The following is a 25895-nucleotide window of genomic DNA, read 5'->3' as shown; positions in this document are numbered from 1 at the left end:
GGCTTTGTTGTTTGAGTTATCATTTTATACAGCGAGGCCTTGGCTCAAATTCACTCACTCTTAATGGAAGCTGTATCACTTTCCCACATCCTGGAGGAGCTTGTTTACCTGTGTGCTCGTTTACAAAGGCCCAACGGATTGAAGGGGGGCGAGTATCGGCAATGGCTTGTGGGTTGAGTGGTTTTAAATAACGGATATAGGCTTCTAGCGCCCCGGCACTGCCAGTTAAACCGGTGCTTTTATTATCATCGCGGCCAAGCCATGCAACGGTTACCGTGTTTTGATCAAACCCTGCAAACCAGCTGTCACGTAAATCATTGCTAGTCCCTGTTTTACCAGCTAGTTGAATAGACGGAAAGTGTAAGTTTAACCGCTTTGCTGTGCCGTCTTTTGTTACACGCTTCATTGCATATTTGGTCATGTACGCAGAGGCTTCATCAAAACGAGGCTCCGCACTTACTTGATGTTTATATAGCACGTTACCTACAGAGTCAGTAAGTGCTGATATAGACGTCAACTTCTTATACTCACCGTCATTTGCTATGGTGGTGTAAAGCTGCGCAACATCAAAACTAGATAATTCTAAAGCACCTAAGAGTAAAGACGGGTATTCATCTATTTGACCTTCCACTCCGAGTGATTTAAGCGTGTTTGCAACTTTATCCACTCCTATATCTAAGCCTAAATTAACAGCAGGAATATTAATACTATTACTAAATGCTTGATAAAGCGGGATTGCACCACGGTATTGGCGATCAAAATTTTCAGGCTGCCATACATTACCTTCTTCGTTTGTTACCTGTAACGGCGAATCATCAAGTAATGTGGCTAAATTATAATTTGGTGATTGTAGTGCTGTTAAATAAACTGCAGGCTTAACTAAAGACCCTATATTTCTTTTTGTATCCAGTACTCTATTAAAGCCTGAATATCGAACGTCACGCCCTGCTACAAGGGCCGATACGCCACCTTTATCTGAATTTACAGAGATCATAGCAACCTCAAGCTTATCTGTTTTAGGGCGTTTCTCTAAATAAGGTAAGCTTTTCTCAACCGAGTTTTCCATTGCTGTTTGTTTTTGTAAATCAAAGTAAGTAAACACCCTAACACCAGCATCTAGTATCTGCTGATCGGGTAGTAATTTATTTAATTCACGGTTCACCAGTTCTAAATACCCTGGGTATGATTTTTGTAAACTTTCTTTCATTGGCGCAATGTCAATTGAGCGCTTAAGGGATGCTCGGTATTCTTTTGTGCTTATTAATTTATTTTCCACCATGAGGCGAAGTACTAAATCGCGACGCTCCATAGTGCGCTCTTTGTAGCGGCGAGGGTTGTAATAAGACGGCCCTTTCACCATCGCTACTAGCAACGCTATTTGATCGTATTCAAGCTCATCTACTGGTTTTGAAAAATAAAACTCAGACGCCAAGCCCATGCCATGCACGCCTTGGTTATAAGATTGACCTAAATAAACCTCGTTTAAGTAGGCCTCTAATATTTGGTCTTTTGAGTAACGATAATCAAGAATAAGCGCAATAAACGCCTCATTGATTTTTCGCAGCAGCGAACGTTCACGGGTTAAATATATATTTTTAGCGAGTTGCTGCGTTAACGTGCTACCGCCTTGGACTGTGCGCCCTGCTCTAATATTGGTATATAGAGCGCGTAAAATAGAAAAAACAGATACACCGTGGTGTTCATAAAAATTACGGTCTTCCACCACTAGCAAAGTGTCTTTTAACATAGCAGGAAACTTATCAAGGGGAACAAATTCTCTATCTTGCTTCGAATCGTTACCAATGCGGGCTATTTGTACAGGTTCTAATCGAGCGTTGTTCAAACGCCTACCAAATTTATCTTTTACAGAGGCTACCTTTTGTCCCGCAAAACGCAGTTCAACAATCTTAGACTCCTCCAGCCCATCATAAAATTCAAACTCTCGTCGGTAAATTTTAATGCTATCAGCCGTTTTTACGTATTGGCCGGTCCGGCTGAGCCTATTAACAGATGAATAATTTAGACGTTCAAGTTCAAATTCTACTTCTTGACTTGATAAGAATTGCCCTGGGTAAAACTGCATTGCACGCGCATACACTTGAGCGGGGAGTTGCCATTTATTTCCTTCAAATACACGTGTTGTTTTTGAATCTAAATAAATAAAGTACATGGCCATAGCAATAAAAACAGCCAAACTCAGCTTCCAAAAAACTGACCATGTTTTTCTCATAAATGAGCGTTTAACAACAGTAGTTGCCGTTTTTTTTGTAGATTTGGGTTTAGCTTTACGTGGCGAACTGCTTGCTTTCGTTGCACGCTTTGAAGGGGTTTTACTACTAGGTGTTTTTTTATTATCAGCCATGTAAGTGTAATGTGTTCCAACGGTTTATTTACAAAGGGGAGCTTAGCATATTGGCAATAACCCTAACACCTGAAAAATTAACCTTCCCTGAAACGAAAAAAAGCTCTACCTAAAGTAGAGCTTTGATGAACACACTATATAAATTTAGTTATTACGAACAGATACAAACTCAGGGTAAGCTTCTACACCACAGTCGTGTTGATCCATACCGTTAAGCTCTTCTTCTTCTGTAACACGTATACCCATTGTGTATTTTAATATAGCCCACACAATAAGTGACGCTACAAAAACAAATGCCAATATAGTTACTAAGCCGATTAACTGATTAACAACGCTTGCATCACCGTTTGAAAGTGGAACCAGCATAATACCTAGTGCACCACATACACCGTGTACAGAAATAGCACCTACTGGGTCATCAATCTTAATTTTGTCTAGAGCTATAATGCTAAATACAACTAATGAACCGCCTAGTAAGCCTAGTAGACAAGCCATTAATGGAGAAGGTGAAAGAGGGTCTGCAGTAATAACAACTAAGCCCGCTAACGCACCGTTAAGTACCATTGTTAAATCAGCTTTGCCCCATAATACTTTACATACAAATAGTGCTGCAATTGCACCCATTGCCGCAGCCGCGTTAGTGTTAAGTAAGATTTGACCTACAGCCGTTGCGTTTTCTTTATCAGATAGTAATAACTGTGAACCACCGTTAAAACCAAACCAACCCATCCACAAAATAAATGTACCTAAAGTAGCAAGCGGTAAGTTAGAACCTGGAATTGGATAAACTTCACCATTTTTCCCGTATTTACCTTTACGAGCACCTAGTAAAATTACACCAGCGAGTGCTGCTGCTGCACCTGCACCATGAACAATGGCAGACCCTGCAAAATCAACAAAGCCCATTTCAGACAAGAAACCACCGCCCCATGTCCAGTAACCTTCCATTGGGTAGATAAAACCAGTTAAAACAACAGTAAATGCTAAGAAAGCCCATAGTTTCATTCGTTCAGCAACCGCACCAGATACAATTGACATGGCTGTTGCAACGAAAACTACTTGGAAGAAAAAGTCAGACTCTAAAGAGTGGTCGGCATCAGCAGCTTGCGTACCAATTAACGCGCCCAGTGATGGCATAATTCCGCCCTCAGCGTTGTCTACATACATAATGTTGTAACCAACTAACAAAAACATGGTACACGCGATTGAATAAAGCGCGATGTTTTTAGTTAAAATTTCAGTGGTGTTTTTAGAACGAACTAAGCCCGCTTCTAACATGGCAAAACCAGCAGCCATCCACATAACTAATATACCCGATATCAAAAAGTAAAATGTATCGAGTGAAAATTTAAGTTCTACAATTGTATTTTCCATAAGCCCCTCTTAAATTGCCTCTTCGTCAAGTTCGCCAGTACGGATACGAACTATTTGATCTAAGTCGTACACAAAAATTTTGCCGTCACCAATTTTGCCTGTTGATGCAATTTTTGTGATTGCTTCAACAACGCGCTGACAATTTTCTGTACGAGTTGCAATTTCAAGTTTGATCTTTGGAATAAAATCGACTTGGTACTCTGCACCACGATATAGCTCTGTATGACCTCGTTGACGTCCAAAACCTTTAACATCAACTACAGTCATCCCCTCAATTCCTAAATCAGCGAGCGCTTCACGCACATCGTCTAATTTAAATGGTTTTATGATTGCACTAATCATTTTCATAGCGGCCCCCTCGGACTCTTTATTGTTATCCTGTTGGGTAACATAATCCAACCTTTGTGCCACTATTTAATTTAATTTAAAAACAACAACTTAACCTTTAAAGCTAAACTCACCATAAAAAAAACGCACCATTTAGGTGCGTTTTTTTAACAACTCCGCTACATTGGTGCACATATAAAAACGACCCCAAAATTGCGCTATAATATAAACAGTTACCCGATACAGTTTCTGCCTTTGCTTTTTGCTTCGTATAACGCCTTGTCGGCAACACGCATCGCATCTTTTAAATTGGTATTTTGAAACTCTGCAAGCCCAATACTCGCTGTTATCGTGCAAGACTTGTCACTAATAGAAAAATCGTAACTCGCCATTTTTTTTCTAAACGCTTCTAAATATTCGCGTGCTCTGGCTAAATCGATATCTGGTAGAACAATGGCAAATTCTTCACCACCCACCCTTGCTACAGTAAAGTTTGCAAAAGTTGAGCGAATAAGAGACCCAACCTGCTTAAGCGCCTGATCGCCGCCTTCGTGACCAAATGTATCGTTTATATTTTTAAAAAAGTCCACATCGAGTAACGCTAGCGTATTATTTTGATTTTGATTTTTTAATAACTTTTCAGCATATTGATAAAAATAACGTCGATTATACAAACCGGTTAAATGATCTCTAAAAGCACTTTCTTTTATATCTGCAATCAGTGATAACTGCTCCATTGTTTGCAACACCCTGCAATGAAATTCTTCATTCATAAAGGGTTTAGTCAAAAAGTCGTTTGCGCCATATTTTATAAAGCGTGCTGATAAACCGTGCTTTCCCGCTCCAGATAAACCTATTACAGCTAAATCGTCTCGCCCTCTAAAATTACGAACTGCTTTAACTAGTTCAAAGCCATCCATTGTTGGCATGGCGTAATCGGTCATAAGTAGCTTTATATCTGGATCAGCTTTTAATATTTCAAGCGCTTGCTGGCCGTCATTCGCTGTGCTTACATCAAACAATTGCTTTTCGAGCATTTGTTTCATTAATGAACGGCTCAACATAGAATCGTCGGCAATTAACGCTTTACAGCCTTGGTTTCTGAGAAGTTGTGATACCAACTTAACAGCATAATGATAAGAATCACGGTTATCTTTTATAACGTAATCTACCACACCATCTTCTAGCATTTGCTGACGTTTGTACTCGTCTATCTTTGATGTAAGCACAACCGTAGGAATTGCTTTAGAAAGTGTATATTTGGCAACTTCGCCATTTGGGGCATCGGGGAGAGTTAAGTCAACAAGTGCTAATGAATAGTCGTACTTTTCTACATGCTCCTGGCATTCAGCCAATGACCAGGCAAAATCAACGGCAACATCTAAATACTGGGCAGTTAAGTGGCGTAAAACCTGCTGGACTACTTTACTGTCTTCAACCACTAATACTCTTTGCATAGACCTTCTCTTTGTTCTCATTATTTTTGCAACATCTGCTGCAAACACAAAATAATAAAACTTACTGGTACCACACTTTAAGCAGCAAAAATAAGTAAATAAAAAACATCCCAGAGCCATTGTTATTTAACGCTTTAAATATTAAAGCACATTCCATTAACCAGCTTGTAAATCAATAATTGTAATAAAAACAAACTTGCTGGCAAATATACCCGATTTTAATTCTTAGCTAAATAATTAAACAAAAATTTACACCATAAATAATTGATTATTTTACTTATCGGCTTATGGTAATTAACTCAACCATTAATATCGGCAGCTAGTCTCATTACTTTTGTTATTTTGCTTATTTTTATCTTTAATTAGGTTATCAAATATAATAAGGACACCTCATGAAGCTTAGTCGTATTTTACCAATCACGGTTTTTGCATTAATGCTCAGCCCGCTTGCTGATGCTGATAATCAGCGCCGTATTGATGTAGACAGTAAAGTAGTCACCCAACACAAAACTAAAATTAATGGTCAACGCTTTAATTATACGGTTGCCACAGGCACTCAACCCGTTTGGGACGACAACGGTGATGCCGTTGCTACGCTACAATACACGTATTACACGCGCGATAAAGTTGATGATAGAGCCAAACGCCCATTGCTCATTTCTTTTAATGGTGGCCCTGGCTCAGCCTCAGTTTGGATGCACTTAGCCTATACAGGCCCTCGCGTATTAAAAATTGATGATGAAGGCTATCCTATTCAACCCTACGGTGTAAAAGACAACCCGTACTCTGTGCTTGATGTTGCCGACATTGTTTACGTAAATCCAGTAAATACAGGCTATTCGCGAGTTATTGAAAATGAAAAAGGCGAAATGCTTTCTAAAGCTCAACAAAAAGAGATGTTTTTTGGCGTTAACGCCGACATTAAATACCTTGGCGAGTGGTTAAATACTTTTGTAAATAGAACAGAGCGTTGGCGCTCTCCAAAGTTTTTAATTGGCGAAAGTTATGGCACAACACGCGTATCAGGCCTTGCACATGAACTACAAAATAGCCAATGGATGTATATAAACGGTGTTGTATTAGTGTCACCAACAGACATTGGTATCAAACGCGAAGGCCCAGTTAAAGCGGCAAATCGTTTGCCGTATTTTGCAGCCACAGCGTGGTATCACAAAGCACTAAACGCCAACTTACAAGCAAAAGACTTAGATGAACTCCTTCCTGAAGTTGAGCAATTTACTTTAAATGAACTAATACCCGCATTAGCAAAGGGCGGTTTTTTAGCGCAAGACGAAAAGCGTCGTATTATTAAAAAAATGGCTGAGTATGCAGGCCTTTCAGAAACCTTTGTCGATCAAAACAACCTCGATATCCCTACACAATACTTTTGGAAGGAATTATTGCGTGACCGAGGACAAACAGTCGGCCGTTTAGACTCTCGCTATTTAGGTATAGACAAACGCGATGCTGGTGACTCACCTGACTACTGGGCAGAGCTGACTTCATGGTTGCACTCTTTTACGCCTGCGATTAATTACTACCTACGCGAGGAGTTAAACTATAAAACCGACATCAAATATAACTTATTTGGTAACGTTCATCCTTGGGATAGAAGTGGCAATAATACCGGTGAAAACCTTCGTCTTGCGATGGCTCAAAACCCTTACTTGAATGTAATGGTACAGGCGGGTTATTACGATGGTGCAACTAATTACTTTGATGCCAAATACACAATGTGGCAATTAGATCCAAGTGGAAAAATGAAAGACCGTCTAAGCTTTAAAGGCTACAGAAGTGGGCACATGATGTATCTTCGCCACGCTGATTTAGAAAGCTCAAATAACGACTTAAGAGAGTTTATACAAAACTCACTACCTAAAGAATCTAAAGCTGCCAAATATTAAAATATTGATCAACCACCTATAAATGGCTTACCTGAGTCATTTATAGGTGAACACCCTTCCAGTTTTACAATAACTTATTTAACGGTTAGTTCGCGTAAATTACAACTTCCAACTTTAATAACCGGTTCGATTGCGGTGTAGCTTTTAGTTTCTAACATTGTGCGTAAATTAACGAGCGTTTTGAAGGTACTTTTAAGCCCCACTTTATTGTATAGCCACGTTGGTATATTTCCCCCTGGTAAAGCATAAACCTGATACTCAATATTTAAATCTTCGCCCTTTTGTGTAAGTAACCAATGTGCGTTTAGCGTTTTTATTCTAACTACCCGCTTAGTTAATGGTAACTCTTCAGGACGCGATTCAATAGAAAGCTTGGTTTGCTGAGGAGAGAGTCTTGAGTAACACGAATAGGTAACGGCATCACGGTTTGCCACTGGCCAAGGGGAGTCGATATAACTATAAACAAGGTTTTCTGAAGGGCTTAAAGCTTTAATTACACGTACTTTAGACGTCTTTTCAAGCCAGCTTGAAGCAATACGCGTATCACTTAATAAATCTAAAAAGTCATTGGCTGTTACATCTTCAATATTAAGCTGACCTTTTACAATAAACGTATCATTAGAGAATTGCTGATATTCAATGCTTACTCCTTGCTCGTTTTTGTATAATTGCCAACGGGGCTCAGAGTAAACATTAAAGCTTAACAAAATAATTAATAAACTAATGCACTTTTGCATAGAGGTTAACTTGCAAAAGTGCTTTATCATCATTTTTGCCAATAAGGCTCTATGTCATACGAAGCAAGTCTACTTTGCTCCATTGCACTGACTAAATATTCAGACTTTTGCTCCAGCCAAGATTGAATTTTTGCAAGTTGCTCATCGTCTTGACCTGCGCATAATTGCTTTAAGTACTCTAGGGTACTGAGTTCATAAACACCATGCGAAATATCTAACCACGGCAACCTAAACTCAAGACGTTCTTCTTTATCGAACATCGATCCTAAGCAATTACCACTTAGCAAGCTGTTTTCAAGCTGCATTCGTAAATTAAGGTAGTCAAGTACACCTAGCGTTTGCTCTTTAGGCAATAATTGATGCAGGTTTTTCCAGTCTTTATTAAACAATCTTTCAGCAATAGAAGACACTGGATTTTCTGCAGCTTGGAGCTCTACCTGCCCCCAATCTTTTCGCCATTGCTTGTCAATCAACCACGTTGTTAACGAGAGCAATAAACGATTGTAACGAGCACTATGAAAAAGCGCATTAATGTCATCAATACTAGGCTGTAGCTCTTTTAAATCGTTAATAACTTGCGCCAAAGCTGGCGCCGCATTTATTTTTTTATAAAATGCATGACGTTTTGACGTATAAGTTTTTAACTGAATTGCATTTTCTACCCATGCTAACTCACTCAAAAGCCACTTAAGCTCGGTACGAAGCTGTTCGGTACTGTCTTTAGAAACTATATCGTCAAACAACCAAAAAGTATGGCGAATTAAACTAATACCATCAGTCACCCTTTTTAAGGTTTTTAAACTCGGTTTATCGAAATAACACTGCTCATGCTTTTGCACAAACCGAATACCAAAGTTCATTGCTTCTTTTAAAGCGCTTTCTTGGGTTGCAGAACGAGGAAGCTTAACAAAGCCAATCGACTTACTAGGCTTAAGCGGATTGTCGTCGGCTAAACGGTAGCCGCGTGCTGCTTTTGAATACAAACCGAGTCGAATACAGTTTTGGCTAACTAAAATATCAGCCAAAGCAAACAGCTCATTGCGGCTGCCTTCAATTAATTCTATTTCCAGCTCGCTGATCATCTCAACTTGACCCGAGGCTGCAATTTCGCCTTTATCAAGCACCACTTCAATTTTTGCACCAGCTTGCGTTTCAATTAACCACGTACGGCGAATAAAGTTAGTGCTGAAAATAGGATACAAATTTTGTGAAATTGCATCTACTTGCATGCCATGTGGCCAAATATCAGCACTAAACGCCATTAAATTAGGGCGGCTGGAATCAATAGGTAAGTTATATTCTGGGCGCTGATGAAGGCCCCCTACAACTTCGCCGGCAAGCTTGATAGTTTGTTCGCACTGATTGTCAGAACAACGGGTTCTAAAGCCAATATCAAGAGCTCGTAGTTCACGGCTTGGCGTATCATAATAGGCATTTTGCAAACTACGCGATGGTTTATTTATAACCGTTTTAGCAAATTGAGTAATTAGTGAGGGGATCAGTGGAACAACGGCATCTGATACCAAAAATTTCAGTTCTATCTCAGTATCCATTCGGTCTGCGGATTACCTTTAAAATAAATAAGTGGTCAAAATAAACAAAGCGCTCTAACAATGCAAATTTTTTAGGCTTATTAAGTGCTTTAATCATGTCAGGGTTACAATATCAGCCTTGCTTTTAAAAGGCTAAATCCCTACTATCTTGCATTATATGTGAATTAAAAAACCATGTTCACAACGGACTCAGTAAGAACAACAAGGTAGATAAATGCTAAAACATTGTTTATTCGGGCTACTTTTAACAGCCACTACGTTTATAAGCTACGCACAAGATGAAGCACAAACAGCGAGCTCATCAGATGCAAATACCGCTTACGTTATTGATAATTTGTATACATTTATGCGTTCAGGGGCGAGTAAGAACTATCGACTACTAGGCTCTGTAGACGCGGGAACAAAAATAACCGTACTATCTAGCGAAGAAAACGGCTTCATTAAAATAAAAGACGACAAAGACCGTGAAGGTTGGATTGAAACTAAATTTATCTCTACTACACCTGGGTTACATCAGCAATACCAAGCTTTAAGCAGCGAAATGAGCACCATGCAGGAAAATTTACGCCTTGCTCAAATAGAGCTGCCACAGCTACAAAAACAAAATCAAACCTTAACCGATCAAAACCTGCAATTATCAGCGCAAATTACAAGCCTGCAAACAACACTCGCGCAAGAGCGCACGCAAAAAGAAGCCGCTAGTTCAAAAGAAAAACGACAACTACTTACCTACGGCGGTGCGATTGCATTTTTAGGGTTGTTTTTGGGAATTATTTTAACCATTGTTTTGTCGCGCCGTAAGCGTTACGAAGGCTGGGCATAAATTAATTGAATGAATGTTGTTCAATAAAAAAGCCGCTATTAGCGGCTTTTTTATTCGCATATCAAATATTGAGCTATGCATAGGCTTAACTATAAAAAAATAGATTAACTTACGATTTTGCCAGCGGCTGTACTTCTTTATTTTCGTTCATCTCTAACTTTGGCGCATTCATTCCCTTTAATAAACGACCGAATATATCAGCACCAGTAATAATACGCTTCTCATCACCCCATACCAGCACAACGTCGTGATCAATAGCACCATCAAACGATTTATCGAGCGAATGATTTGCGCGTATTTTTAAAATAACCTCACTTAAACGCAGTGTTTCATCCGTTACAATAATAGGTCTGTGGCAAAAATGGTAAGGGTCAAAAATATCTGGCTCAAATAATGCTGATCGTAAAAAACCATCTGCATCAACCACTAATAACGGCCACCCATCGTTGTTAGTCAAAATTACCCAGTTATAGCCCGATTTGTGTAATTTACGTAAAAACTCATTATCGGCTGATAATGTCAGTTCAGGAAAAATAGGTAAATCAAGTTTAGTAGGTAAAGAGATTATAGAATCTGGATCAATTATTTCCCCTTCTTTAGTTACACTGATTTCGTCTAAGCTAAAAAAGTTAAGTGCACCAATACCTTCAACATGTTGCACATCAGCTTCTTCTGCCTCAATGTGTTTACGTATTATTCCTCTAAGCTCGCTTTCAGCAAAATAGGTAATACCTTCTTTGCCCAGCCATGCATCAAGTACCAAGGCCGTTGGTTTAGCAACAACATAAAACAAAACTTGATAAAACTTTATTAATGGCGAAAGCATACTCGCCATTTTTAATGCATTACGAGAAAAATAAGCTTGAGGTGTTATCTCACCGATTATCGTAATCGCAATCGTTGAGAATAAAAACGAGCTAACGCCCATTAATACAGAATCAGAGAGCAACGTGAGTAAAACGTTAATACCCACGTTACCCCACAAAATGGTTGCTAGTAAAAAGTTAGAGTCGTTACGAAGTGCCATAACCTTAATTGCCGCTTCGTTTCTTTTTGAACTTTCCATTTCAAGCTGTAATCGGCTTAACGAAAAGAACGCCAAGTTCAAGCCCGAAAATATTGCCGATTGCGAAATGCACAGAGCAATAGCACACCAAATCATGACATCAAACGTCATTTTATTTTCCTGTTAAAAAGTTTATAGCAGCAACAAACTGCCTAAACCTAAAAAGGTCACAAACCCAACAATGTCGGTAACCGTTGTTAAAATAACAGAGCCAGATAACGCTGGATCTATTTTCATTTTGTCTAAAATCGATGGTATTACAACGCCCGCGAGCGAGGCCGCTACTAAGTTTAATAAAATAGCGACTGTAATCGTTACACTTAACATCAAATCGTTAAACCATAAGTAGGTGAGTAAACCAATTACAAATGCCCACACTAAACCGTTAACAGCCCCGACTCTTAGTTCTTTTTTAAGTAACGCATTGCGGTTTGAATCAGTCACCTGCCCCAAAGCCAAACCACGCACGATAACGGTTAATGTTTGACTACCCGCAATTCCTCCCATTGAGGCTACAACCGGCATAAGCACCGCTAAAGCAACCACTTGCTCTATAGTGGCGCCAAATAAACCAATAAACCACGATGCTAAAAATGCCGTTGCCAAGTTTATACCTAGCCAAATACCACGGTTTTTAGCACTTTTTCGCACACTGGCAAATAAATCTTCGTCCTCTCGTAAACCACCCGCCTTTGCGGTGGCTTCATCGGTTATTTCTTGGCGAAGTTCGTAAGCAGAGGCAATTGTTAATCGCCCTAATAATTTATTATCTGAATTTACAACCGGCATAGCCATTTGCTCAGAGTGAATTACGACTTCAGCAGCTTCATATAAATCATCGTCTGCATGCAACGATGAAAAATCATGATTTGCTAGTGTCATTAAATTATCGTTATCGTGTGCTTTAATAACATCGTTAATGGCCACTTCACCAATTAAACTGCCTTTGCGGGTCACTAAATAAATAACTTCGCTGTATTGCGGTACACCTTTGAATAAAAGTTTTTTTGCACCACCAGCGGTTAACTTGTCAGACACCTTTAAAATATCAAAACCTAGCCAGTGACCTAATTGTTCTGGTGGGTATTGCTGTGCTAAATCGTACTGCTTGGTTTGCGCTTCATCTAATTGCTTTTTTGCATAGTCGACAAACCGCTCTGGTATAACTTCTTCTAATTCGAGTAGCTCTTCTACATTTACTTCATCAAGTAATTTAAATGCATCACTGTCATCAAGTGTTTGCAGTAACCATAAACAACTGTCAGGGCTTAAATTTACAAAAATTTCATGCTGTGTATCTTCGTCAAGCAATTGCCAAATTTCGAGTCGCTGCTCTTTGGGTATTGCTTCAAACAATAAAGATAGATGCTCTGTAGAAAGTGTGCTTTGTGCGTCGATCAACAGTTTATTCTTACGTTCTGTGGTGTCGCATTGCAGTAAGTCGTTTATGAGTTGTGGAAGCTGATCTACCGGATACTCAATCATTAAAAAAACCTTAAAATTAAAAAGCACATTATTTACAGTTTACCTTCTCAATTAAAAATTGCAGAAAAAACGGTACTTTAATTAAGATGTGCATGCTATTTTGCGCATTGTATGGGCAAAACAAAGGCAGTACTATTTATTTTTATATAAATTAAAAGTATGAAATTAAGGTATTAGAAAACAAAAGGGAAAGAAGTTGGGCAACTATGAATACTAAAGCATACAAGCATTATTTTGTATGCTTTAAATAGGTGGGATTAAATTTCGATTAATAACCCTTTGTCTTTTTTTACTTTTTCAATAACCATATAAGTATGGTGTGTGCCTACACCGGGGATATCAACTAAGTCACCCAACACTTGCCTGTACTCTTCCATGTTAGATACACGTATTTTTAATAAGTAGTCGTAACCGCCTGCAACCATGTCACATTCTACAACTTGTTCCATTTTTAATATGTGTTCTTTAAATACTTTAAATACAGCAGTATTTGAGGTAACCAACGACACTTGAACATGAGCCACTAAGCTTTGGTTTAACTTAGCTTCGCTTAATTTAGCATAATAACCCTCAATATAGCCTTCTTGCTCTAATCGCTTTACGCGATCAAGGCATGGGCTTGGGCTTAAATTAACTTGTTTTGCTAAGTTAACGTTAGAAATTCTGCCGTTTTTTTGCAAAACGTCTAAAATTGCTAAATCAATGCGATCTAGCATGCGTAATCTATTTGGATTTGTCATACAGAATTTTATGCGGATAAGTTAAATTTATGCCCTGTAAATTATCGTAAATCGACAAATTTAACCAGCATATTCTGCTGAATTTTATTTAGAATGCACTCTCAATATCACTGGTATTTTATTGGTAATTAAATTTACTTTAAATCTTAACACTGCTAAGGGTTGCTTATGTTATTCAACGGCGATTTAACAACTGACTGTCCTATAAGACAAAAAATCCGTGACTTTTACCGCATAGACGAAAATGCGGTTATCGATCATATTTTACCGCTTGCAGAAGTAGGCGTTAAAGCACGAAGCCGTGCCTGGGAAAGAGCCCGCCAAATTGTTTTAAACATTCGTAAAGAACAAGATGGTCAAGGCGGTGTAGATGCGCTACTGAATGAATTCTCGCTTTCAAGTGAAGAAGGCGTAGTGTTGATGTGTTTAGCCGAAGCGTTGCTTCGTGTACCAGACAAAGAAACCCAAGAAGCCCTTATTCGCGACAAGTTAGCAAAAGGTGATTGGAGCTCTCATTTAGGCAGTAGCGACTCTTTATTCGTAAATGCATCATCTTGGGGCCTATTAGTAACTGGTAAAATGGTTAACTACACAGATAAAACCAAAGACCAACAGTTTGGTATGCTTAAAAAGACCATTGGTCGTTTAGGTGAGCCTGTTATTCGTAAGTCTGTAAACTTTGCAATGAAAATTATGGGTAAGCAATTCGTTATGGGTCGTACCATAAACGAAGCAATTGAACGTGCTGCCGACACAGAGCAAAAAGGCTATGTATATTCTTACGATATGTTGGGTGAAGGCGCGCGCTCAAGTAAAGATGCTAAACGCTACTTTGATAGCTACATGAATGCCATCCACTCAATTGGTAAAGCGGCAAATGGCCGTGGTCCTATTAAAAGCCCAGGTATTTCTGTAAAGCTTTCGGCTATTCATCCGCGCTATGAATTTACGCATAAAGACCGTGTAATGGCTGAAATTGTACCTAAGCTAAAAGAGCTTGCTCTGGCTGCAAAACAGTACGACATTGGTTTTACCGTTGATGCAGAAGAAGCTGACCGTTTAGATATTTCACTGGATATTATCGAAGCCGTATTTAGCGATAAAGATTTAGATGGCTGGCAAGGGTTTGGCTTAGCTGTTCAAGCGTATCAAAAACGTGCGATTTTTGTTATTGAGTGGCTAACAGAGCTTGCTACGCGTGTAGGTCGTAAACTAATGGTGCGCTTAGTTAAAGGCGCATATTGGGATACTGAAATTAAAACTACACAACAAGATGGTTTAGATCACTACCCTGTATTTACCCGAAAAGCGACAACCGACGTATCATATAAAGCATGTGCAATTAAAATGCTAGAAGCACGTGATGTGCTATACCCACAATTTGCAACGCACAATGCATACACTGCAGCAACTATTCTAGAAGTGGCTAAAGGCGATAACACAGGGTTTGAATTCCAACGTTTACACGGGATGGGTGAATCGTTATTTGACCAAATTGTAAATGCAGAAAAAATTCAGTGTCGTGTATACGCTCCCGTTGGCCAACACGAAGACCTATTGGCCTATCTTGTTAGACGTTTACTAGAAAATGGTGCAAATTCATCGTTTGTAAATGCCATAGTTGATACCTCTAAACCGGTAGAAACACTGCTGCCAGATCCGGTAGAAACGCTGCAAGGGCTTCGCAACAAATACAATACGCAAATTAAAATGCCAATTGATTTATACGGCGAAGAACGCGCTAACTCTAAAGGCATGGACTTAACCGATATAAACGTGATTACCCCGTTTAAAGAAAACCTAGACAACTGGTTTAACGAGCACCTAATAGATCAAAGCCAAGTTCCTGATGGAACACTTGCTGTTAAAAACCCAGCAAACCATAAAGAAATCATCGGCCATGTAAAACTACAAAGTGGCGATGAGATGAAAACACTACTTGCTAATGCAGAAGCAGCGTTTGAGTCATGGTCGCAAACCCCTGTAAAAGACCGCGCTAATTTATTACGTCGAATTGCTGACATTTTAGAACGTCATCACGACGAGCTCGTTGCTATTTGTATCAAAGAAGCGGGTAAAGTAGCTCAAGATGGCATAGACGAAGTACGTGAAGCAGTCGACTTTTGTCGTTATTACGCAGCACGAGCCGAAGAGCTCTCAGAAGATGAGCGCTTTGAAGCACGGGGTGTAATTCTGTGTATTAGTCCATGGAACTTCCCACTTGCTATATTTTTAGGCCAAGTGGCTGCTGCCATTGTGACGGGTAACACTGTTATTGCCAAACCGGCTGAACAAACAAGCTTAATTGCACTGCGTACAATTGAACTAATGCTATCTGTGGGTTTACCAGAGCACGTTGTGCAACCTGTTATCGCACGCGGTAGTGAAGTGGGTAAAACAATTGTTCCTGATGAGCGTATTCAAGCGGTTATGTTTACAGGTTCAACTGAAACCGGCACATTAATTTCTCAAACGCTTGCAGCACGAAACGACATACAAGTGCCATTAATCGCCGAAACAGGTGGTCAAAACTGTATGATTGTTGACTCTACAGCACTGCCTGAGCAAGTAGTTGATGATGTTATAAGTTCTGGTTTCCAAAGCGCTGGTCAACGCTGTTCAGCACTGCGTGTATTGTTTATTCAAGAAGACGTAGCCGACGGCATCATTGAAATGATTAAAGGTGCTTTGGCTGAATTACATATTGGCGATCCATCATTGTTATCTACCGATGTAGGACCAGTAATAGACGAAAAAGCACTTAAAAACTTAACCGAACATGTTGAGTACTTAAAAGGCAACGCAACACTTCATTACGAATGTAAAATTCCGGACAACAGTGAAAATGGTGCGTACTTCTTTGCACCACGTCTTTACGAAATAAAAGACCTTTCTGTACTTAAGCGCGAAGTATTTGGTCCATGTGTTCATATTATTCGCTTTAAAGCGAATCAACTTGATGACGTAATTGATCAAATAAACAATACAGGTTACGGCTTAACAATGGGTGTGCATTCACGTATTGAAGAGCGTTGCGAGTATCTTGCTAAAATGTCTCGTGCGGGAAATGTCTACGTAAACCGTAATATGATAGGCGCAATTGTTGGTGTGCAACCTTTTGGTGGCCGAGGCCTATCGGGCACGGGTCCTAAAGCCGGTGGCCCTAACTATCTACAACGTTTGGTGAAAGAAAAAGCATCGCCAGAAAACGTACAAATGACAAACCTAACGCCAGATGAGCTTGATTTACACCACTACAGTGGCGCAAATGCTCAAGTAGAAAAGCTAATGGCTAATTCAATGCGCGATGAAAAAATTTGGCGAGCAACCCCGCTAAACGATCGTGTATCTGCTGTTCGTCAGCTACTAGCCAAAATTGCTACGGTAGAAATTATTGATGACCTTGCTGACGATTTAGCTTTAACGCTAGCCGATGCGCGCGCACAGCTAAACCGCCTTGAAAAGCATATGCGTAAATTTACAACGTTGCCTGGGCCAACGGGTGAGTCTAACACGCTTCACTTAGAAGCTCGCGGCTGTGTTGTTTGTTATGCGGATAAGAGTACCTCTTTTAACTTTTGGGCGTTATCTATTATCACTGCATTAGCTGCGGGTAATACGGTAATTACAGTTGCCTCTGAAATGTTTTACGAAGAAGCTGAAGCATTCAGAGAGAAGTTTATTGCCACAGGTGTTGCCGAAGGGGTATTTCAGGTAGCTAAACCTAATCAGTTACAAGCTATTTTGGGTCACCCTCATTTAGCAGGTGCAGTTGTTGCAGCGCGTTCGTCGCGTTTAGGTTACTTCAGCCAGCAACTTGCACAACGTAAGGGCGCTATATTACCTGTGATCAGTTCTGAGTATTACGACACATTAATCAAGCGTCTTATTACTGAAAAAACAATTAGTGTAGATACAACGGCGTCAGGTGGTAATACATCCTTGATGACCTTAGTTGAAGATGATGATTAATTAAGCTAATACTAATTACTTATAATGTTTATTAAAGGCACCTTTTGGTGCCTTTTTTCTATTTAAAGTACGTAAAGTTTGCTATTTTCAATATAGATTTATTAGTTAAGTAGTTAAATTGAAAAAGCTCCCTGTTTCTAAATTACTCCCTGGTATGTTTGTGCAAAGCGTCACAAAACAAACGGGCAGAGTAAAAATAAAAAGCCAAGGCTGGGTAAAAACCCAAACGAGTATTGATAAGCTTATTAAGGCGGGTATTTTAGAGGTCGAAATTGACCCAGATAAAACACTCACCGAAACAGTGCCTGAAAAAGAACAAACCAAAACACCTGCCACAAAAATAAAACGCGATCCTTGGCAAAAAACGCATAGTGCAGCTCAAGAAATGAATAAAGCTAAAAAGCTTTATGACGAAGCTAAAACGCTGCAAATAAAAGCATTTAAAGATATAAAGTCCGGCCTGAACATTGATATTGCTCCATTTAAAGAGCTTGCTAGCGGTTTTATGGATTCAGTTTTTAGAAACCAAGACGCCCTAGCCTGCCTCACGCAAATGCGCCAAAAAGATGCATACTTACTAGAGCACTCTATAAACGTATCTATCTTAATGGGTATTTTTGCAAAACACCTTGATATTGAAAAAGACATTATTGTAGAGCTCACCACAGGTGCGCTGCTGCATGATATCGGTAAAATAAAAACGCCAGATGAAGTCCTCAATAAGCCTGGGCGCTTAACCGAAGCCGAATTTGAAATAATGAAGCAGCATGCGGTTTACTCTAAACAAATTTTGGAAGAGTCAGGTTTAACTGGTATTGCTGTAGATATTGCAGGCATGCACCATGAACGCATAGACGGAACTGGTTACCCTTTTGGTAAAAAAGGAAATGAAATAAGCCAGTATGTTCGCATGGCTTCTATTGTAGATGTATACGACGCCCTAACAGCAGAGCGAGTTTATAAATCGGGCATGGAACCCATTAAGGCATTTAAAATATTAAAAGAAGGCTGCCCAAATAGCTTTGACGGCGAATTACTAACTAAGTTTATTCAGTGTATTGGAATTCACCCTGTGGGCACATTAGTAAAGCTTTCAAGCCAAAAAGTCGGGCTTGTGACAGAAAGTAATCCCGCGATGCCATTAAAGCCGATTGTTAAAACCTTTTATAGTGCAAAGCACAGCCGTTATACAGAAGTGCTCGATATTGATTTGTCGAACAAACGAATTGAAGACTCACTCGAAACAACCGTAAAAGCCGGCGATTTCAACATTGATTTAGAGCGTTTTTACAAAAACTCCGTATTACCTTAAATAGTCAAAATAAGCTCAATGTTACTCATTGAGCTTATACTTTTTGTTACTCTGGCCAATCCTGCAAGGCTTTTAAACTAAACTCGTAACCGTCAAAATCTATTACGCTTTGCTCAGGTGTAATTTCTTTTACCATTAATGCACCAATACTATCACCTTCGTGAAGCTCTCGCCCATTTAGCTTTATCCAGCGTTTATCTGCACTTGATGAATAAATATGTGCTTGATACTTTATCCTAGGTAGCATTGCTTGTAGGCCATCTGGTAACAATTCTACAGGCTCTACCCGAGATGACGATTTAGAGGCCTGAGTTACCTCATAATCTTGGTTTTTATCGACATCTTGCACTGCCTGCGCAAACGCATTTTTAAGTGTAGTTGGCACAGCATCAAGCTCAGGGTCACTTTTAGGTTCAGCTTGCGTTACACCACTAATTGGCTTACCCAACACTTTATATTTACTCATATCAATAGTTGCTGACGACGTACTTTGAGTTTGTTCAAAACCGCCTTGGTTATAAGTTAACTGTGTATTTGAATTAAGTTGACCTTGGTTTGGCTGATTATAATTTTGCGTATTTACAAGCGAAGGTTGATTAAAAGTTTGTTGGATGCCACTAGCTGCACCTGTTGATGGCATTGGAATATACTGCCCAGTTGGTGTTAACAACATTTGCTGAATACCCGTGGGTGTTTGCACGTGCACTAACTGCCCTTCAATAGTTGCGGTGTTGCTTGGCGCTTTTTCAGGTTTAGGCTTTACATTCACCTCAGCTTGTTCAGTGGCAGGTAATGCTGCTGTCTGTAACTCAGTCGTTACTTGTTCATTACTTTGAGTGCTAACTACATTTGAGGGTTCAACAGAACCAGGTGATTGGACCCATTTACCAAAAGTAAATCCGGCCGCCACCGTTACAAAGGCCGCCAAGCTGCCACCCAAAACAAAGGCGATACGCCGGTAGCGAGCGAGTGCTTGTTGCTGTTTTAACTGCTCCGACTGTAAATCGTATTGCTCGGCGCTCATATCAGCTTGTTGAGATTGCTTTAATGCATCTAATAAATAAGACATAAATCACCTAACTATAAAATAAAGGAAAGCCCAATACCTGCGGCAAACAAAGCGCCGAAAGCAAAGCAATAAATTAAAATCGATGGCGACTGCTCAGGCTTATTCGTTGTTGCAACAAAGTCAGAAGGTAGTGATTCTTGCGCAGATTGTTTAACAATTTCAGCATCTACAACAAGTTGCTGCTTCGAAAAAGTACCCACTAAAGCTCGTTCACACACTAGGTTCATCAAGCGAGGTATACCGCCTGTCATTTTATGAACCATCTGCATTGCATCCATCGAAAACAATCCTTTATCGCACCCAGCAATGTGTAACCGGTGCTTGATATACGCCACTGTTTGGCCTTGTGTTAAAGGTAATAAGTGATAACGCGCGGTGATCCGTTGAGCAAGCTGCCTTAACTCATTACGTTTTAATAAATCTTGAAGTTCTGGCTGACCTACAAGCACGATTTGCAATAGCTTTTTGTGGTCGGTTTCTATATTAGTTAATAAACGAAGTTGCTCTAGCACATTGGGGGCAAGTAGCTGCGCCTCGTCAATAATTAAAATAGTATGGCCACCCGCCTTATTATTACTCTCTAAGTGTTTTTTTATTATATCGGTTAAACTTTTAAGCGTCGCATTTTGTGCATCATAACTAATCTTCAATTCATCGCAAATACTGGCCAACAACTCAAGTTCTGATAGCGCAGGATTATGAATCATCGCTACTTGTGTATTTTCAGGTAATTGCTCTAGCATGCTGCGGGTGATTGTTGTTTTTCCGGTGCCTACTTCGCCCGTTAGTAATACAAAACCACCGTCTTCACCCAATCCATAGGTTAAGTGTGCTAAGGCTTCTTTATGGCGCTCGCTTAAAAATAAATAATGAGGGTTAGGCGAAATCGAAAAAGGTTTTTCGTTCAGGCCAAAATAGCTTAAATACACCGCGATGTTCCTTCGTAATTAAATCACCGCCTATAATGGCAAAAAAACGCGCACAGTAACATCGTTGTGGGCGCTTTATTGTTGAAATAAAGTAAATTTATGTAAAAACAAAAAAGCGCAGCTACAGAAGTGACCTCCAATAACTACGCTTTTTAATAAAACTTATTTGGTCTTTATTTTTCGTAGCGAACGAGGCGCAAATAAACATCACTGGTTTTAGGGCGTAAACTATTTAGCCCACTGTCAAACTGATACACCCAAGCCGAACTCATACTACTTACACCCGATGTGCTAGACCAATAATTTTGAGATTTGGTGCCTAAAAAAACAACCTCATTTATACTTGGCTCTGTACAACTGTGCTCTAAAATACTGGCTAGCTCTTTAATATTAGGCACCTGCCAATCATCATAATTTGCAGTTGTATCGTTAGTCGCGCCTCGTAAAGCTTCTTGCCACGTCACTGCAGGCGTAGACCCTTCGCACAGTAATGTTTCTGTATTATAGGTTTGAGAATAACTACAACGCTGCCACATTAGGCCAGTTTCAGTGTCAGATACTGTACCATCGGCATTAACGGTAAACCTATCGGTTGGGGTTGTTGTGTCAGCACCGCCATAACATGTTTGCGCAGCTACATTAAAACTAAAGCCAAAAACTATAAACGTATTTAATAATTTTAATTTCATAACACTCTCCTATCGGCTTCTGACTAAACGAACATACGCGTTGTTTTCTTTTGGATAGGCAAGGTCATTACCATTGCTCATATCAATAATATAAGCTTGCGATAAACTGGTGCCATCTGCTGCAGTTTGAGATGTCCAATAAGGTAAATTAACATTATCAATAGCACCCGCTTCTGGCATATTTGGAAAGAAAGCTAAGTCAATTAAAACGCTTTGCCCTTGTTTACCATAATCTATTAACCCCAAAAGCTCTGTGTAAGTTGGTACCCGCCAATTTGTTCCTCCACAAAAATCGATAGCATTAACTTCATTTATATAGGTTTGTAGGCCACAGCTTGTGTCGTTAGGGCATGTTGTATTTGCTGTGCTGTCTGCATCGGTAGTTGTGTCGCCAATGTCCCAATAATAGCTGTTTTGCGCATCCCGTAACGTTGTGTTTGGTAAGGTACCAGACGAAGGTGATTTAACTTCCCAAACAAGCCCTGTGACGTTGTCACGAATACAGCTAAAGTCTTCACTTGAGTCATCAACTTCATCGGCAAACTGATTAAGTTTTGTATAATCAAACGCGAGATTTCCAATGCCTGCTTTATCTATACGGTTAGCAAAGCTATCTCGACCGAGCTCTGCGTCTTGCTCAGGAAAGTCATCACTGCCACAATTTATGCGCTGCGTATTGTTGTAACATTCTCCCATACCACTATCGTTTATCAGACCAAGCGCCTTTGGCGTTATATCAATAAACACAGTATCTGTATCGGTTCGTCCTTTCGAATCGGTAACGGTTACTTCAAAGCTAAGCGTGGTGTTGGTGTCCACATCGGAGGCAAAAAAGCTAGATACGCACTGTTGGCTATTGCTGAGTGTTTCGGCATTCCCAGTTAATTGTTGCCATTCACACTGATATGTATCAGTTACTGTTTCGCTATTGCTTGCATCTAATGTTACCTGATCAAATTCTTCAACATTTTGATCATCCCCTGCATTTGCCGCAACTAATTCATTGGTTTTATTAAGGCTCATCGTGAATTGAGTACTGGCTTCGCCACCCTCATCGTCTGTAACCGTTAAACGCCAAAGCAATGTCGTGTTTGCTTCTAATAAAGGGTGAGTAAAGCTTAATGTTGAATCATCAAAACTGGAAATATCTAAGTCAGGGCCTGATATAAGTTCCCAAAAATAGCCATTCACCATCCCATTTTCATCAGGATCACTGGAATCAACGCCGCTCAGTATGATGGTATCTTGGTATACAGAAGGGAGTGTATCTGGTGCTGTTTGTGTTATTACAGCAATAGGGAGCTGATTATTAGAGCTAACCGAAATTAAAACGTCGTCACTTACTGTGCTATTGCCAGTGCTTTGATAGCTGACCCTAAGTACAATTCCACTGTCTGCTTTAACATCAGGTGCCGTAAGTGTTTGCTCTGCGCCTTCAAGTGGAAAGCCGTCTATACTTGGCCCGCTTACTTGCTGCCACGTAAATGTACCGTCAGCAGGTGAGCCTTGGGCGGTAATTGTAAAATCAATTTTTTCGATTACTTGTATGTCCGGACCAGCATTCACAGAGGATTCAATATTTGTGGTACTGTCACCACCGCCGCCACCGCCGCATGCTGTAATAAAAATGCAGGAAAAAAGAGGGATTAACGCTAACGCTTTCATTCGTAGCACCTTGTGTGTCAAATAATTACCATGAGGTAATCACAAGCAAAAAAGGTGCCACTAAAGCTTACATGTAGGCGTCTTGATGAATACGAACGAACAATTTAGTGCCAACTTTGCTGTAATCAACTTTATATTCACGACCATCTAACGACTGAATAAATACTAACTGTTTTTCTTCACCAAATACTTCAGCGCTGCTTATATATACCATTTCTAGGTAACGGTCTTTTGCGTCGCGTCTATTTTTTGGTAGCTCCTCTTTAAACGGCTCTAATCCGTTTTGAGTCACTTTAATTCGTGGCTGATTTTCAGCGTTAACAATCACTAAATCAAGTTTTTTGTCTTTATGTATTATGGTATTACGACCACTTTTTAAAAAGGCTCTTTCTTGGCTCATTGTCTTTTCCTACAGTCGCAGTTTAATCTTTAAGCTGCGACGCTATAAACTGATGTGGCTCGCGCTTCCACTTATTTAAATTAGCGCTAAAAGCCCAAATATCTGTATCTAGTACACTGGCAGGTAGTAATAAATCATACCCTGTTAGCAGCTTGAGGTGCTTAGTCCTGTTTGCAAACATTGCTATTAAACCATTATAGCTAATTCCGCGCGCAGATCGATGTTGTGTATCTTCTACTAACCATTCTGATGGGCAATTGCCATTTTTGCAATGATTTTGAACAACCTGCATAAAAAAATGTCGTTGTTCTATAAGTAATTTACCCGCAATTCTAGGAGTTATACTCATTAAAAACTCATCAATATCATTTAGCTTTAGCCCAATCGCGTTTAGCTCTAAATGCTCTGAGCCTTTTTCTACTTTTGGAACACCGCAAGAATGAAAGTTTTTATAAGATAAACACCAGCCCCCATATTTATGCCTATATTCAATAGCAGACTCGCTCAAAATTAAGCTGTAATAAGGTTCTTGGGTTTTTAAAAAACCCACAAAAATAGCTCCAAGGCAGGCACTGACCAAAAAAATTTCAACAATGCTAATAGTGCCTGATCTTAGTAAATTAAATGCCATAATAAATACTAAGCCAATAGCGCCTACTATTAATATTTCAATACCATTGCGTGCACCTTTCGCACGGTAATTAATACGCTTTTTAGTATGTTTATCCATATCGATAAAAAACCATATAAAATATAAACATAATAATAGCCCATAAAATCACTTTCCTGGCTGTCATACAGGCCTTGCAAGATGTTTTAAAATTCATATATTTATCGCTTTAATTAAACAAAAACCGGTACACATATTTAATATTACTTATTTTTACGCTTAACGCACAAAATTATGAGACACATAACAGACTTTATCCGGTCTTATTTCGTACAATACTTATAATTAATTTTCAGGTATGAAAACGATGTACTCTAGACAATCAGGCAAAGCTCTTTTTCCATTCATTATTACACTACTTTTAATATTTAGTGTTTATTTATACTTACCCTCTAGCCATGGCGAACAAGCTAATTTTTCTAACATGTCTACACAGGTTTCTGCACATACAGTAACTTCGCAAGAAAACGCTGTAATGATAGAAGCAATTGGTAGCGCACGCGCAAATCAAGCTATTTATATCAAAAGCGCACAAAACGACTACGTTACCGACATATTTTTCAAAGATGGCGACTTAGTGAGTAAAGGTCAAAAACTTGTGCAACTGCAAAGCAGACAAGAAGAATTGGCCGTTGAAGAACTCAGTATCAATTTACAAGAAGAAAAGCGTCAGCTTAACCGCCTTACAGAACTTTCACGTACACAGTCTACAGCTAAATCGCTTTTAGAAGAGCAGTTATCTGTTGTAGACGCAACCAAGTCACAATTAGAAAGTGCTAAAACAACGTTAAGCGAAATGACCATTCGCGCACCTTTTTCAGGTTTATTAGGAAAACGCGAAATATCTGTAGGCGCTTATGTTAATAATGCAACCATACTCACTACCCTTGATGATATTAGTATTATAAAAGTAGACTTTAAAGTTCCTGAAAAATATTTAGCGCAGCTAGCCATTGGCATGAAAGTATTAACGCAAAACGACGCTTACCCTGGCCAAACATTTACAGGCAAGGTCACGCATATTAGTTCGCGTATTGACGCCGTTACACGCAGCATTGAAGTAACCGCTAGTTTTGCCAATAAGTCTGGCTTATTACGCCCAGGCATGCTGCTAAATACCGCACTTGAGTTAAGTACAAGCCAAGCACTTATGGTGCCAGAAAAGGCCGTTATACCACTGCAAGATAAACACTATGTGTTTAAAATTACAGATGGCGTAGCCAACAAAATAGAAGTACATGTTGCAAGCAGAAATAACGGTTGGGTAGCTATTGATGAAGGCTTAACCGATGGCCAGCAAATTATTACTGAAGGGCTGATTAAAATTCGCTCGGGCAGTAAAGTTAGCGTTAAGGGGTAAT

General features: G+C 39.6%; 20 protein-coding genes. 5 read left to right on the top strand and 15 right to left on the bottom strand.

Going from position 1 to position 25895, the window contains the following annotated elements; translation table 11 throughout:
• Positions 1-19: 19 nt before the first annotated feature.
• From mrcB to AC27JL_RS13615, 4 genes are all read right to left on the bottom strand, one after another.
• Positions 20-2362, bottom strand: coding sequence for a penicillin-binding protein 1B (mrcB, locus tag AC27JL_RS13630; RefSeq protein WP_487195833.1), 2343 nt, complete (start codon positions 2360-2362; stop codon positions 20-22).
• 144 nt (positions 2363-2506) lie between these two features.
• Complete coding sequence (locus tag AC27JL_RS13625; protein ID WP_008130095.1) at positions 2507-3736, bottom strand: ammonium transporter; 1230 nt, start codon at positions 3734-3736, stop codon at positions 2507-2509.
• 9 nt (positions 3737-3745) lie between these two features.
• Positions 3746-4084: a P-II family nitrogen regulator gene (locus AC27JL_RS13620; RefSeq protein ID WP_004587162.1), complete on the bottom strand. Its 339-nt coding sequence runs from the start codon at positions 4082-4084 to the stop codon at positions 3746-3748.
• A 212-nt stretch (positions 4085-4296) separates the two neighbouring features.
• Positions 4297-5520 (bottom strand): response regulator, encoded by a 1224-nt coding sequence (locus AC27JL_RS13615; RefSeq protein WP_243531410.1) that lies wholly within the window; start codon positions 5518-5520, stop codon positions 4297-4299.
• A 392-nt stretch (positions 5521-5912) separates the two neighbouring features.
• Here AC27JL_RS13615 and AC27JL_RS13610 point away from each other — a divergent pair, with 392 nt between their 5' ends.
• Positions 5913-7424: a S10 family peptidase gene (locus AC27JL_RS13610; protein ID WP_487195832.1), complete on the top strand. Its 1512-nt coding sequence runs from the start codon at positions 5913-5915 to the stop codon at positions 7422-7424.
• Between the two features lie 74 nt (positions 7425-7498).
• Here AC27JL_RS13610 and AC27JL_RS13605 read toward each other — a convergent pair whose 3' ends face one another.
• The gene (locus AC27JL_RS13605) at positions 7499-8191 is read right to left on the bottom strand and encodes an START domain-containing protein (protein WP_487195994.1); all 693 of its coding nucleotides are present in this window, start codon (positions 8189-8191) and stop codon (positions 7499-7501) included.
• A complete protein-coding gene (locus AC27JL_RS13600; protein WP_010556984.1) occupies positions 8191-9714 on the bottom strand; it encodes a CYTH and CHAD domain-containing protein in 1524 nt (507 codons plus the stop codon). Before AC27JL_RS13600 ends, AC27JL_RS13605 begins: the two co-directional genes overlap by 1 nt.
• 214 nt (positions 9715-9928) lie before the next feature.
• Between AC27JL_RS13600 and AC27JL_RS13595 the strand changes: the two genes are divergently transcribed.
• Entirely contained in the window at positions 9929-10537 is a 609-nt protein-coding gene (locus tag AC27JL_RS13595) for a TIGR04211 family SH3 domain-containing protein (RefSeq protein WP_276753186.1), read from the top strand.
• A 109-nt stretch (positions 10538-10646) separates the two neighbouring features.
• Here AC27JL_RS13595 and AC27JL_RS13590 read toward each other — a convergent pair whose 3' ends face one another.
• From AC27JL_RS13590 to AC27JL_RS13580, 3 genes are all read right to left on the bottom strand, one after another.
• Positions 10647-11714 carry a DUF21 domain-containing protein gene (locus AC27JL_RS13590; protein ID WP_487195831.1) on the bottom strand — a complete coding sequence of 356 codons (1068 nt, stop codon included), beginning with the start codon at positions 11712-11714 and terminating at the stop codon, positions 10647-10649.
• A gap of 21 nt (positions 11715-11735) precedes the next feature.
• The gene (locus AC27JL_RS13585) at positions 11736-13088 is read right to left on the bottom strand and encodes a magnesium transporter (protein WP_058430165.1); all 1353 of its coding nucleotides are present in this window, start codon (positions 13086-13088) and stop codon (positions 11736-11738) included.
• A gap of 257 nt (positions 13089-13345) precedes the next feature.
• Positions 13346-13828, bottom strand: a complete 483-nt coding sequence (locus AC27JL_RS13580) for a winged helix-turn-helix transcriptional regulator (protein WP_033035753.1) — start codon at positions 13826-13828, stop codon at positions 13346-13348.
• Between the two features lie 168 nt (positions 13829-13996).
• On the opposite strand from AC27JL_RS13580, the gene putA reads away from it, so the two are divergent.
• Positions 13997-17800 carry a bifunctional proline dehydrogenase/L-glutamate gamma-semialdehyde dehydrogenase PutA gene (putA, locus tag AC27JL_RS13575; RefSeq protein ID WP_487195830.1) on the top strand — a complete coding sequence of 1268 codons (3804 nt, stop codon included), beginning with the start codon at positions 13997-13999 and terminating at the stop codon, positions 17798-17800.
• 118 nt (positions 17801-17918) lie between these two features.
• The gene (locus tag AC27JL_RS13570) at positions 17919-19112 is read left to right on the top strand and encodes a cyclic di-GMP phosphodiesterase (RefSeq protein ID WP_487195829.1); all 1194 of its coding nucleotides are present in this window, start codon (positions 17919-17921) and stop codon (positions 19110-19112) included.
• 46 nt (positions 19113-19158) lie between these two features.
• Here the strand turns inward: AC27JL_RS13570 and AC27JL_RS13565 are convergent, their stop codons facing one another.
• From AC27JL_RS13565 to AC27JL_RS13540, 6 genes are all read right to left on the bottom strand, one after another.
• A complete protein-coding gene (locus AC27JL_RS13565) occupies positions 19159-20181 on the bottom strand; it encodes a general secretion pathway protein GspB (RefSeq protein ID WP_203986300.1) in 1023 nt (340 codons plus the stop codon).
• An 11-nt stretch (positions 20182-20192) separates the two neighbouring features.
• Positions 20193-21110 (bottom strand): ExeA family protein, encoded by a 918-nt coding sequence (locus tag AC27JL_RS13560; RefSeq protein ID WP_010556976.1) that lies wholly within the window; start codon positions 21108-21110, stop codon positions 20193-20195.
• Between the two features lie 173 nt (positions 21111-21283).
• A complete protein-coding gene (locus AC27JL_RS13555) occupies positions 21284-21799 on the bottom strand; it encodes an Lcl C-terminal domain-containing protein (protein ID WP_006791527.1) in 516 nt (171 codons plus the stop codon).
• Between the two features lie 9 nt (positions 21800-21808).
• Entirely contained in the window at positions 21809-23464 is a 1656-nt protein-coding gene (locus tag AC27JL_RS13550) for an Lcl C-terminal domain-containing protein (protein ID WP_487195828.1), read from the bottom strand.
• Between the two features lie 67 nt (positions 23465-23531).
• Complete coding sequence (locus tag AC27JL_RS13545; protein WP_039037724.1) at positions 23532-23864, bottom strand: hypothetical protein; 333 nt, start codon at positions 23862-23864, stop codon at positions 23532-23534.
• 22 nt (positions 23865-23886) lie between these two features.
• On the bottom strand, positions 23887-24594 hold the full coding sequence (locus tag AC27JL_RS13540; RefSeq protein WP_487195827.1) for a DUF2982 domain-containing protein: 708 nt from the start codon (positions 24592-24594) through the stop codon (positions 23887-23889).
• Positions 24595-24841: 247 nt separating this feature from the next.
• Here AC27JL_RS13540 and AC27JL_RS13535 point away from each other — a divergent pair, with 247 nt between their 5' ends.
• On the top strand, positions 24842-25894 hold the full coding sequence (locus AC27JL_RS13535; RefSeq protein WP_006791531.1) for an efflux RND transporter periplasmic adaptor subunit: 1053 nt from the start codon (positions 24842-24844) through the stop codon (positions 25892-25894).
• The last annotated feature ends 1 nt before the right edge of the window (position 25895 follow it).

Source organism: Pseudoalteromonas sp. 4NS20-0020 (assembly GCF_057554385.1).
Note: the sequence above shows the minus strand (reverse complement) of the source record. Positions and strands in the feature narration are given on the sequence as shown.

Excerpts from the sequence above, each read along its gene's own strand:
- AC27JL_RS13565 (WP_203986300.1), bottom strand. The coding sequence starts at position 20,181 with ATGTCTTATTTATTAGATGCATTAAAGCAATCTCAACAAGCTGATATG.
- AC27JL_RS13545 (WP_039037724.1), bottom strand. The coding sequence starts at position 23,864 with ATGAGCCAAGAAAGAGCCTTTTTAAAAAGTGGTCGTAATACCATAATA.
- putA (WP_487195830.1), top strand. The coding sequence starts at position 13,997 with ATGTTATTCAACGGCGATTTAACAACTGACTGTCCTATAAGACAAAAA.
- AC27JL_RS13625 (WP_008130095.1), bottom strand. The coding sequence starts at position 3,736 with ATGGAAAATACAATTGTAGAACTTAAATTTTCACTCGATACATTTTAC.
- AC27JL_RS13590 (WP_487195831.1), bottom strand. The coding sequence starts at position 11,714 with ATGACGTTTGATGTCATGATTTGGTGTGCTATTGCTCTGTGCATTTCG.
- AC27JL_RS13595 (WP_276753186.1), top strand. The coding sequence starts at position 9,929 with ATGCTAAAACATTGTTTATTCGGGCTACTTTTAACAGCCACTACGTTT.
- AC27JL_RS13535 (WP_006791531.1), top strand. The coding sequence starts at position 24,842 with ATGTACTCTAGACAATCAGGCAAAGCTCTTTTTCCATTCATTATTACA.
- AC27JL_RS13600 (WP_010556984.1), bottom strand. The coding sequence starts at position 9,714 with ATGGATACTGAGATAGAACTGAAATTTTTGGTATCAGATGCCGTTGTT.
- AC27JL_RS13585 (WP_058430165.1), bottom strand. The coding sequence starts at position 13,088 with ATGATTGAGTATCCGGTAGATCAGCTTCCACAACTCATAAACGACTTA.
- AC27JL_RS13615 (WP_243531410.1), bottom strand. The coding sequence starts at position 5,520 with ATGCAAAGAGTATTAGTGGTTGAAGACAGTAAAGTAGTCCAGCAGGTT.
- AC27JL_RS13580 (WP_033035753.1), bottom strand. The coding sequence starts at position 13,828 with ATGACAAATCCAAATAGATTACGCATGCTAGATCGCATTGATTTAGCA.
- AC27JL_RS13610 (WP_487195832.1), top strand. The coding sequence starts at position 5,913 with ATGAAGCTTAGTCGTATTTTACCAATCACGGTTTTTGCATTAATGCTC.
- AC27JL_RS13555 (WP_006791527.1), bottom strand. The coding sequence starts at position 21,799 with ATGAAATTAAAATTATTAAATACGTTTATAGTTTTTGGCTTTAGTTTT.
- AC27JL_RS13620 (WP_004587162.1), bottom strand. The coding sequence starts at position 4,084 with ATGAAAATGATTAGTGCAATCATAAAACCATTTAAATTAGACGATGTG.
- AC27JL_RS13550 (WP_487195828.1), bottom strand. The coding sequence starts at position 23,464 with ATGAAAGCGTTAGCGTTAATCCCTCTTTTTTCCTGCATTTTTATTACA.
- mrcB (WP_487195833.1), bottom strand. The coding sequence starts at position 2,362 with ATGGCTGATAATAAAAAAACACCTAGTAGTAAAACCCCTTCAAAGCGT.
- AC27JL_RS13540 (WP_487195827.1), bottom strand. The coding sequence starts at position 24,594 with ATGGATAAACATACTAAAAAGCGTATTAATTACCGTGCGAAAGGTGCA.
- AC27JL_RS13605 (WP_487195994.1), bottom strand. The coding sequence starts at position 8,191 with ATGATAAAGCACTTTTGCAAGTTAACCTCTATGCAAAAGTGCATTAGT.